The organism is Flavobacterium sp. (genome assembly GCF_036405015.1).
In the GTDB taxonomy this organism is placed as follows: Bacteria; Bacteroidota; Bacteroidia; order Flavobacteriales; family Flavobacteriaceae; genus Flavobacterium.
This window is the reverse complement of the sequence record NZ_DASWYK010000010.1, coordinates 1-10176: the sequence shown is the minus strand read 5'-3', so window position 1 is coordinate 10176 and position 10176 is coordinate 1. Positions and strand designations below refer to the sequence as shown.

The window sequence follows — 10176 nt, the reverse complement described above, 5'->3', positions numbered from 1 at the left end:
AAAGAATCATAATGTCTTGTATTGGTTACAATCGTTTCATTATTTCGAAGTGCTCCTGTATTTACAAATGACAATAATTCATTTTTTAAATCCTCTACTCCTATTTTTTCTTTAGCAGAAATCAATAAAAGTTTTGCATTTAGATTTTCTAGCTTAGTGGTAATATTTTGCACTTCATCAGCAGATAAAATGTCTTTTTTATTAACTACAATCACAAGAGGTTTTAGCGGATATTTATTTTTAATCTGCTCTATTTCATTCACAAACTCAGAGCTTGAAGTTTGAAATTTTAAACCGTCAAACAAATAAATTACGACTTGTGCCTGATCAATTTTTTCAAAAGTCTTTTTGATTCCGATACTTTCTACAACATCTTTAGTATCACGAATTCCGGCAGTATCAATAAATCTGAAACCAATTCCGCCAATAACCAATTCATCTTCAATAGTATCACGAGTTGTTCCAGCAATATCAGAAACAATAGCTCTTTCTTCATTTAATAAAGCGTTCAGCAAAGTCGATTTTCCAACATTTGGTTCACCAACAATCGCAACTGGAATTCCGTTTTTAATAACATTTCCAACCGCAAACGAATCAATTAAACGTTTTAAAACAAATTCGATTCGATTTAATAATTCATGAAATTGTGTTCGATCAGCAAATTCTACATCTTCCTCAGCAAAGTCTAATTCTAGCTCGATTAAAGACGCAAAATTCAAAAGTTCTTCGCGAAGTTTTGCTATTTCATTACTAAATCCGCCACGCATTTGCTGCATCGCAATTTGATGAGAGGCCTCATTATCAGACGAAATCAGATCGGCCACTGCTTCTGCTTGCGACAAATCTAATTTTCCATTCAAAAAGGCTCTAAGCGTAAATTCACCTGCATCTGCCATTCTGCAACCTTTTCGAAGCAACAGCTGAATAATTTGCTGTTGAATATAAGTTGACCCATGACATGAAATTTCGATCGTATCTTCTCCTGTATATGAGTTCGGACCTTTAAAAACAGAAACCAAAACCTCATCCAATGTTTTGTTTTCTTCTACAATATGTCCTAAGTGAAGTGTATGTGTTTTTTGCTTTGTTAAATCCTTGTTTTTAATAGATTTAAAAACCGAATTACCAATTGTAATGGCCTCAGCTCCAGAAATTCGAATTATGGCGATTGCTCCAGCACCTGAAGGCGTAGCTAAAGCAACTATAGAATCTTGATTTATCATGCTGCAAAGTTACAAAAAAAGGGCAAATCTCTAAAAACAAACAAAAGTCTAAATTCTGGCAAAAATCGTGATATTAACAAATCATTAAGTGTTAAAATACTGATAATTATCAGGTCGTTTTCTTTTTAGAATGAGTAAATTTGATAGACAAACCTTAATCTTAAATACTATGAAAAAGATATTATTACCAACCGATTTCTCTGATGCTGCTACAAATGCATTTGTTCATGCTTTAGAATTTGCTAAAGTTGTAAAAGCCGAATTAATCTTGCTTCATACATTTGAAATTCCAGTCTACGACAGCCAGTTCTTTCCAGAGAATTACGCTTCTATATACAGTTCCATCGAATTAGCAAAGTTTGAAATGTTCAAAGACGAAATTCCAAAATTACGTACAATCGCTACCGAAAGAAAATTAGATGATATCGTAATCAAGCACCGATTGATGGACGGAGATTTAATTTATAATCTAAAAAACGCTGTTGAAGAAGACCAAATTGACTTTGTAATCATGGGAACAAACAGCGTTTCTGACTGGACAAAATTTTTTACGGGTTCTAATACCGAATCTGTAATTTCAGGAGTAGAAGTTCCTGTTTTATGTGTTCCTATTGATGCTAAATACAAAAAAGTAAGAACAATTGGCTTTACGACACGCTACCGTGAAAAAGACAAAAAAGAACTGAAAAAGATCCTGAAAATCGCTAAAAAGACCGATGCTAAAGTAAAAAGTCTGTATGTAAAAACATCCAATTCAGATGTAACAGATGAAACACGTAAGGAATGGGAAAGAGAATTTGCTGAAGAAAATGTCGAATTTTTAATTTTACCAAGTGACGACGTTAAAGAAACTATTCTTGATTTTGTTCTTTACAAAGACATCGATATTTTGACTACAATAACGCATAAACGTTCGTTTTTCGAAAGTATGTTCGATTCAAGTTTCAGTAAAAAAATATCTAAAGAAGTGCCAATTCCAGTGCTAATTATGCATGAAGATTAATTCTAATATTTAACGATTTTGTCTCTTAAAGTTTATATTTGTATTTCAGTAAATTATAAGAATGAAAGCATATCAGGACAAAATCGAGACCTATTCGGAAATACATCATAAAACCAACAAAAAATACAACAGCATAAGCCTTTTGAGGTTATTAAGTATTTTTCTTTTATTGTTTTTTATGTTTTACTACATCAAAACAAACGAAATACTTTATGTTATTCTGGCTGTTTTATCTTTTGTTGGTTTTCTCTTTTTAATGAGAATACATTCGCGATTGTCTTTCCAGAGATTATTAGCAGAAACGCTTTTGAAAATCAACCGAAACGAAATTGCTTTCCTAAAGAGAGAAAAAACACCTTTTGAAAACGGAGCAGAATTTATAGACTTTCATCATCCATACGCGTACGATTTAGATATTTTTGGAGAACATTCTTTATTCCAAAGCCTGAATAGAACCGCTACTTTTATCGGAAAAAAAACATTAGCAAATCTTTTATTAAGCACTCTTTCTGAGGCTGAAATTTTAGAAAATCAGGAAGCTATAAACGAACTCAAAAGCAAAATTGACTGGAGACAAGAATTCCAAGCTCTAGCAATAATTAGCAAAGATTCTAAAGAATCTTATGAAGCAATAAAACATTGGTCTTCATTTAAAAATAATTCATTACCTAAAGTTTTAGTTGCACTATCAATTATACTCCCAACCTTGTTTTTTGGATTTTTAATCGCTTATATTTTTACTTCGAAAACTATTTTACTTTCATATCTGACTTATATTTTTATTGCCAATTTGATTGTTTTGGGAAGGTCAATAAAAAGAATTCAATCCGAAATTGCCAAGGCAGACAATGTTGATACAATCATCAAACAATATAGTTTATTGCTAGAAAAAATAGAGAACGAAAGTTTCCAATCTAAAAAGCTACTTCATTTACAAAAACAACTGGTATTTAAAAATGCTAAAGCAAGTCAGCATTTAAAACAGCTTTCAGAATTGTTTTCTAGAATGGATACAATCAGTAATTTCGTCACAGCAACACTTTTTAACGGGGCATTCTTATTCAATCTTCATGTTTTAAGAGCGCTTTTGAAATGGAAAGAAGATTACGCTTCAGAAATGAATCATTGGATTGCAATTATTGGTGAAATTGAAGCTTTAAACAGTCTTTCCAATTTAGCTTACAATAACTCCGATTTTGTCTTCCCTGAAATTAATTCTGAATATAAAATTGAATTCAAAAACCTAAGTCACCCATTGTTAAATCCTGCAACAAGAATTGGAAACGACACCAATTTCCATCCACTTTCTTTTGTAATTTTGACGGGTTCCAATATGTCCGGGAAAAGTACCTTTTTAAGAAGTTTAGGCATCAATATGGTGCTTGGTGGAACAGGTTCAGTTGTTTGTGCATCAGAGGCTAAGATTCATCCACTTCCAGTATTAGTTTCAATGCGTTTGTCAGATTCACTTTCAGATAGTGAATCTTACTTTTTTGCTGAAATTAAACGTTTAAAACAGATCATGGATGAGCTTGAAAATCAGCCTGCTTTTGTTTTGTTAGATGAGATTTTAAGAGGAACAAATTCTGATGATAAAAGAAATGGAACAATTGAAGTTGTAAAGAAGATAATTTCTAAAAAAGCGATCGGCGCAATCGCAACTCACGACATTGAAGTATGCCTAACTACAAATGAATATCCTCAAATTTTAACCAATCAATGTTTTGAAGTCGAAATAAAAAATAACGAATTGCACTTCGATTACAAACTAAGAAACGGAATCTGCAAAAATAAAAGCGCTACATTTTTAATGCAGAAAATGAATGTCATTTAATTATTAATGGTGAATTGTAAATTGTAAATGATTTTGCTCAAGAAGAAAATTAATAATTTACAATTCACCATTAACAAGTAACAATTACAAACCTTCTTTCATCTTTTTTATTCCCTTTTCAATAAAAGCAGTTTTGTTGTCTTTTGCCTTTTCGATAAGGCTTTTTCTTTCTTCAGGAATTTCATAATATTTCTCGGCCCATAAACTAATTTCAACCAAAACAGGAAACAATTCAATTCCTTTTTCAGTTAGTTGATACAAAACTTTTGCTTTGCTGTCTGGGTGATCTAGTTTTATTATGATATTGTTTTCTTCTAAAACTAATAGTCTGCTCGCTAAAATATTAGTAGCAATCTTTTCTTCTGACTTTAAAAAATCACCATAAGTACATTGTTTTTTAAACATTAAATCCCTAATAATCAACAACGACCATTTATCACCCCAAATTTCTAAAGATGTATTTATAGGGCAATTTGATCTTTTTTTTGAAGCCTTCATAAAAATAAATTAAAATTTAACTTGCATTTTGCAAGTAATCAATATCTTTGCACTTGCAAAATGCAAGCAAATTTATTTAATATTCTTAAACAAAGCAAATTATACACTTTAAAATAAGATCAAAATGGACTTAAAAGGTAAAACAATATTAATTACTGGCGGCGCGTCAGGAATAGGTTTAGAATCTGCAAAACAGTTTTTAGCAGAAGGAGCTAAAGTAATTATTACAGGGAGAAATAAAGAGAAATTAGATGCTGCTAAAAAGCTTTATCCAGCAATAATAGCCATTCAAAACGATGTTGCCAATGAAGATCAGGCTCAAAAATTATATACTCAAATTGAAGCTTTGGGAGGAATTGACATTCTTTATAACAATGCTGGAGTTTCAAATCCGACGAATAATTTAGCCAAAACAAACGATCAAATTACCGAAATGGCAGCTTATGAAATGAACATAAATTATTTGGCTATAGTACGTTTGAACAATTTATTTCTACAAATGCTTCAAAACCGATTAGAAAGTGCTATTATCAATACAACCTCCATTTTGAGCTACGTTCCTTCAAATCTTGCACCAACTTATTCTGCAACCAAAGCTGCGCTTCGTTTTTATACAGCTTCACTTAGAAATCATTTAGAAGTAGCTAAAACTAATGTAAAAGTTTTTGAATTACTTCCTCCTTTGGTTGCAACAGAAATGGCAAAAGGTATCGACTCAAAAACTATAACTTCAGAAACACTTGTAAAAGGACTAATTCAAGGAATTCACAAAAACAATTACACGATTCGTATTGGAGATACAAAAGTCATTTATTTTTTAAGTCGATTTTTTCCAAAAACGGCTTATAAACTAATCAATCCCTTAAAAAATAGTATCAAACTATCAGCTTAAATAATTTAGATATGGAAAACAAAAGATTACAATTTCTTCAAAGTTTTATCGGAAAACATTTTACTGAAAGCCCTTCTCCTTTCGCACATTGGTTAAACGGAAAAGTAATTTCGGTTGAAAAAGAAACAGTCGAGATTGAATTTGAAATAAGAAAAGAAATGACTAATCCTGTCGGAATGCTGCACGGAGGTGTTACAGCAGGAATGATTGACGATTGTATTGGGATAAATTTTATGGTCTTAGGTCTTGAAAAATTCTATCCTACCATCAACTTATATATTGATTATTTTAATCCTGCGTTTGAAAACCAAACTGTTATCGTTAGAACTAAACTCGAAAAATTAGGAAAGACAATCATCAATATCAAAGCAGAAGTTATTAATAAAAACACAACCAAAATAATGGCACAAGCCAGCGCTAATTTGGCAGTAAGCGAAATGAAAATTCCAAATTAATTAAAGCTTTAAAAAGAAAAAGCTTTGTCAAAGTTTAAAACTTTGACAAAGCTCAAAATATTCGCTCACTTTATAATTTGGAATTTGGTATTTATAAATTGGTATTTAAAAAATTTATTCCTCGTACATTTCCATCCATAAACGTGTTTCTTCAAGATCCAGTTCTTTCTCTATCTTACGAAAGATCTCTTCGTTTACAGATCCTTTTTTATGCATGCCTTCAAGATTGCTTCGTTCCACATTCAAAAGATCAATTTGTACTCTTGTAAACTCATTAAAAATTTGTCCGCCCAAAACCTTTCCGTTGCCAAAAAAGTTGGCAGGAAGCTCTGTTTTTTGTAGTCGGTTAAATTTCACTTCATATTTACTTTTAATGTTGTGCAGTAATTCATCATCCAATAAAGAAAAATGATCTTCGATATGAGCGATAGTATCGGAAACTATTTTATTTCGGACATCATATTCTTCCGCCAAAATAGAATAACGTTGTATTTTTAGTTTTTTAATCAACCACGGAAGCGTAAGTCCCTGAATAACCAGAGTAGACAGTATCACACAAAAAACTAAATAAATAATCAAGTTACGAAGCGGAAATTCTTCGGTTTTATTCAACATTAATGGCAGTGCCAAAGCAGCCGCCATCGAAACCACACCACGCATTCCAGACCAACCGAAAACAATCATGTTTCTATAATCAAATTCTTCTTTTTCACGGATTTTTTTACTGATCATTCTCGGGATAATAGTTGCCGGAATTACCCACAAGAAACGAACGACAATAACAACAACACTAATCACAGATCCCCATATAAATAAAGAATTTCCGGAGTAATTGCTGATTCCTTCAATAATCTGACGCAACTGAAGACCAATTAAGATAAAGATCAAACCGTTGAGAATATTGTTTAAAACGTCCCAGATTGTATTGGTCATAATTCGGCTTTCATGAGAAAAAATAGTCCCAGATCTTGCCGCTAAGAAAAGACCCGTAGCAACAACCGCCAAAACCCCTGAACCGTGAAAATGTTCAGCAATTAGATATGAAGCAAAAGGCGTTAACAAGGTAAGTGTTACTTCAATAATATCGTCGCAAACAAATCTTTTGTGAATGTAATACATTATAAAACCAACAGCAAGACCTACTCCTATGCCAAGTATCGACATCAGAACAAAGTTTAATCCAGCCTGCCATAAAACGAAATTTCCTGCTGTAATCGCTGTTAAAGCATATTTATAAGCCACAAGACCACTGGCATCATTTACTAGACTTTCTCCTTCCAAAATTGCAATTAATCTCGGGTGTAAACCTAAACCTTTAGTGATAGCGGTTGCAGAAACTGCATCGGGAGGCGACACAATGGCTCCAAGTAAAAATGCTAACGGCCAAGAAATATCATCTATAAGCCAATGTGCTACAACAGCAACCAATCCTGTTGTAAAAAAGACTAAACCTACAGCTGCTAAAGTTATCGGTCGAATGGTTTGTTTAAAATCGGACCAACTGGTATGCCATGCAGCATGATACAAAAGAGGCGGCAGGAAAATGATAAAAACAATCTCCGGACTCAAAGCAATAACAGGAAGTCCAGGAACAACACTGATAAGTACCCCACACAGAACCAATACAATAGGAATTGGAAAATTGTATCTTTTACTTACTAAACTAAGAAAGGCTACGCCAAAAAGTAACATGATAATTACTGTAATATTCTCCATTTTTTACTGCGGGTATTTATTTGTTTTGGGTTATAATTTGAGTGCTAAATTAATATATTATGATAATTAAATTAAAACAACACTAAAAAAGTTCCTCTCTTATCTATTCGTTACACAAAGAAAAAGCTTAAAATAAAAGAAAAATATAGCTTTCTCTTTCAGGCCAAAAAGCTAAAAAACTGCATTTAACATATTCGCTATTAATTGATATATAAAAAATTAGGAGAGGTAAAATTAATTTTTACATTTGCACTGTTTTTATTTAGTCTAAATAATATATTAAATCAAATTAAAAAAACCATGAATTTTAATAACCTTAGAATTTTTAAATATGCAACTCTTATCTGCATATTTTTTCACGCCTTTACCATTCAGGCGCACCAAAATTTTGGTAAAATAATAGGAAACGTCACCACTTCTGACGGAGATCCAGCTCCATTTGTAAATGTCGTTTTGAAAGGAACTAAACTGGGTACTATTACAAATGAAGATGGAGTATTTGAATTCCACAAAGTGAAACCTGGAAACTACAACGTCTTAGTTTCACTGACAGGTTACGAAACTACCGAACAAGAAATTTCTGTAAATGAAAATACCACCACTCCTATTTCGTTACAAATTAAAGCTTCAAATAAAGAATTACAGGAAGTCATTGTAACAAGTGATCGCAAAAAAATGGCAGCCAAAGAAAGCCAGTATATCGCAAGGATGCCACTTAAAAACTTAGAAAACCCACAGGTTTATTCTGTAATTAATCCTAAGATAATCGAACAGCAGGTATTAACTAATTTTGATGATGCGCTAAAAAGTGCTGCCGGAGTAGTTTCCGCCGGTTCAGAACCTGGTGTAAGATCTGGCTCTTACTTAAGAGGTTTTGACGAACAGGCTTTTTTTAGAGATGGAAAAATGCTAGGTAACTGGACCGAAAATGATATGGCCAATATTGAAAGTATTGAAATAATTAAAGGCCCATCAGGAACTTTATTTGGCGGACACGGTCGTGCAAATTATGGTGGAGTTATCAATCGTATTACCAAAAAGCCTTACGACACTTTTGGTGGAAATATTAATTATATTACAGGAAGCTATGGATACAATCGTTTAACAGCCGATGTCAATACGCCATTGAGCGCTGATGGTGCTTTTCTTGGGCGAGTTAATGCTGCATATAGAAAAGAAAAAAGTTTTCAGGATTATGGTTGGGCAGAAAGTTATTTTGTTGCTCCATCATTTACTTATAATGCCAGCGAAAAACTTAAATTTGTAGTTGAAGCTGATCTCTACAAAATACAAGGAACACAAAGACCGTATTTAAGCGCAAGCGGTATTACAAATGTGGATGAATTAAATCCAATTCATGATTTGTCTTTTACTACAAATGAAATTTTGTATGAAAAAGCCTCCTCTATATTTTCTGTTGATGCCATTTATAAATTAAACGATCAATGGACTTCAACAACTTCATTTGGACATTCGTACAGCTTGTATAATCCAAATTATGTTATAGCTAGTGTAACAGGACAAACTGTAAACCGTACATTAGGAACTGCTCGTTATGATATTGACTTTACAACCATTCAGCAGTATTTAAACGGTGATTTTAAAATCGGAAAAATGCGTAATCGTTTATTAGTCGGAATTGACTATTTGAGGGATGATGAAATTTACGTTGGAAGCTCTGCTGCGTATGACACTTTCCAATATACATCAATTGCACCATATCTATCAAAACAGGCTTTTGATCAAGCTATCGGAGCTACTACATTCTGGACTGGTGGTAATGTAAATGATCGTTACAGCGCATATTTCTCAAATGTTTTGGACATTCTTCCACAACTTCATTTAATGACAAGTCTTCGTTACGAATATTCTAAAGATGTAACACCAAGCGCTACGATTCCAAACTCAGATAATCCTGATCTTTCTTTCAATCAAGGAGCCTGGACGCCAAAATTTGGTTTGGTATATGAAATTCTACCTGAACAGTTATCTGTTTTTGGAAATTATCTTGGAGGAAACAAAAACATCAACAGTTTCCTAAAAGATGACGGGACAGGAAATGGTGTGATGCAGAAAGCAGACCCAGAAAAAGCAACACAATGGGAATTAGGAATTAAATCAAGTTTATTTCAAAATCGTTTAACATTGATGGCGAGTTACTTTGATATTAAAGTCGATAACAAACTACGAACTGATCCTGTCAACCAATTATTTAGTTTACAAGACGGAACACAAAAGAACAAAGGTTTTGAACTAGAATTATTCGCTACTCCAATTACAGGATTGGATATTATGTTAGGATATGCGAATCTTGACGCTACTTTCTTAAACGGAACAGATGCAGGTAAACACGTTGCTTACACACCAAAAAACACGGTTAATTACTGGATAAGTTATACCGCTAAACAAGGAAAAGTAAGAGGTCTTGGAATTGGTTTTGGAGGAAATTACAGAGACGTGAGTTTCTTAACCTCATCAAATGATATCGTTATTCCAGGTGTACATCTTTTAAATGCTTCTGTATTCTACGAACAAGCGAGATATCGATTTGCTAT

At 32.8% G+C, this 10176-nt stretch carries 8 protein-coding genes; 5 read left to right on the top strand and 3 right to left on the bottom strand.

Annotated elements, in window-relative coordinates:
- Nucleotides 1-1223 (bottom strand): tRNA uridine-5-carboxymethylaminomethyl(34) synthesis GTPase MnmE (mnmE, locus tag VGE71_RS00930; protein ID WP_331136624.1); only part of this gene is annotated, 1223 nt, incomplete at its 3' end.
- A gap of 169 nt (nucleotides 1224-1392) precedes the next feature.
- Between mnmE and VGE71_RS00925 the strand changes: the two genes are divergently transcribed.
- Both VGE71_RS00925 and VGE71_RS00920 read left to right on the top strand, forming a co-directional pair.
- Complete coding sequence (locus VGE71_RS00925; RefSeq protein ID WP_331136623.1) at nucleotides 1393-2226, top strand: universal stress protein; 834 nt, start codon at nucleotides 1393-1395, stop codon at nucleotides 2224-2226.
- A gap of 61 nt (nucleotides 2227-2287) precedes the next feature.
- Nucleotides 2288-4060 (top strand): MutS-related protein, encoded by a 1773-nt coding sequence (locus tag VGE71_RS00920; RefSeq protein ID WP_331136622.1) that lies wholly within the window; start codon nucleotides 2288-2290, stop codon nucleotides 4058-4060.
- 84 nt (nucleotides 4061-4144) lie between these two features.
- On the opposite strand, the gene VGE71_RS00915 is transcribed toward VGE71_RS00920, so the two are convergent.
- Entirely contained in the window at nucleotides 4145-4558 is a 414-nt protein-coding gene (locus VGE71_RS00915) for a helix-turn-helix domain-containing protein (protein ID WP_331136621.1), read from the bottom strand.
- Between the two features lie 124 nt (nucleotides 4559-4682).
- On the opposite strand from VGE71_RS00915, the gene VGE71_RS00910 reads away from it, so the two are divergent.
- Nucleotides 4683-5450, top strand: a complete 768-nt coding sequence (locus VGE71_RS00910; protein ID WP_331136620.1) for an SDR family oxidoreductase — start codon at nucleotides 4683-4685, stop codon at nucleotides 5448-5450.
- Nucleotides 5451-5461: 11 nt separating this feature from the next.
- Complete coding sequence (locus VGE71_RS00905; protein ID WP_331136619.1) at nucleotides 5462-5905, top strand: PaaI family thioesterase; 444 nt, start codon at nucleotides 5462-5464, stop codon at nucleotides 5903-5905.
- Nucleotides 5906-6019: 114 nt separating this feature from the next.
- On the opposite strand, the gene VGE71_RS00900 is transcribed toward VGE71_RS00905, so the two are convergent.
- Nucleotides 6020-7621, bottom strand: a complete 1602-nt coding sequence (locus VGE71_RS00900) for a Na+/H+ antiporter (protein WP_331136618.1) — start codon at nucleotides 7619-7621, stop codon at nucleotides 6020-6022.
- 300 nt (nucleotides 7622-7921) lie between these two features.
- Between VGE71_RS00900 and VGE71_RS00895 the strand changes: the two genes are divergently transcribed.
- The coding region (locus tag VGE71_RS00895) for a TonB-dependent receptor (protein WP_331136617.1) at nucleotides 7922-10176 on the top strand (2255 nt) is incomplete at its 3' end.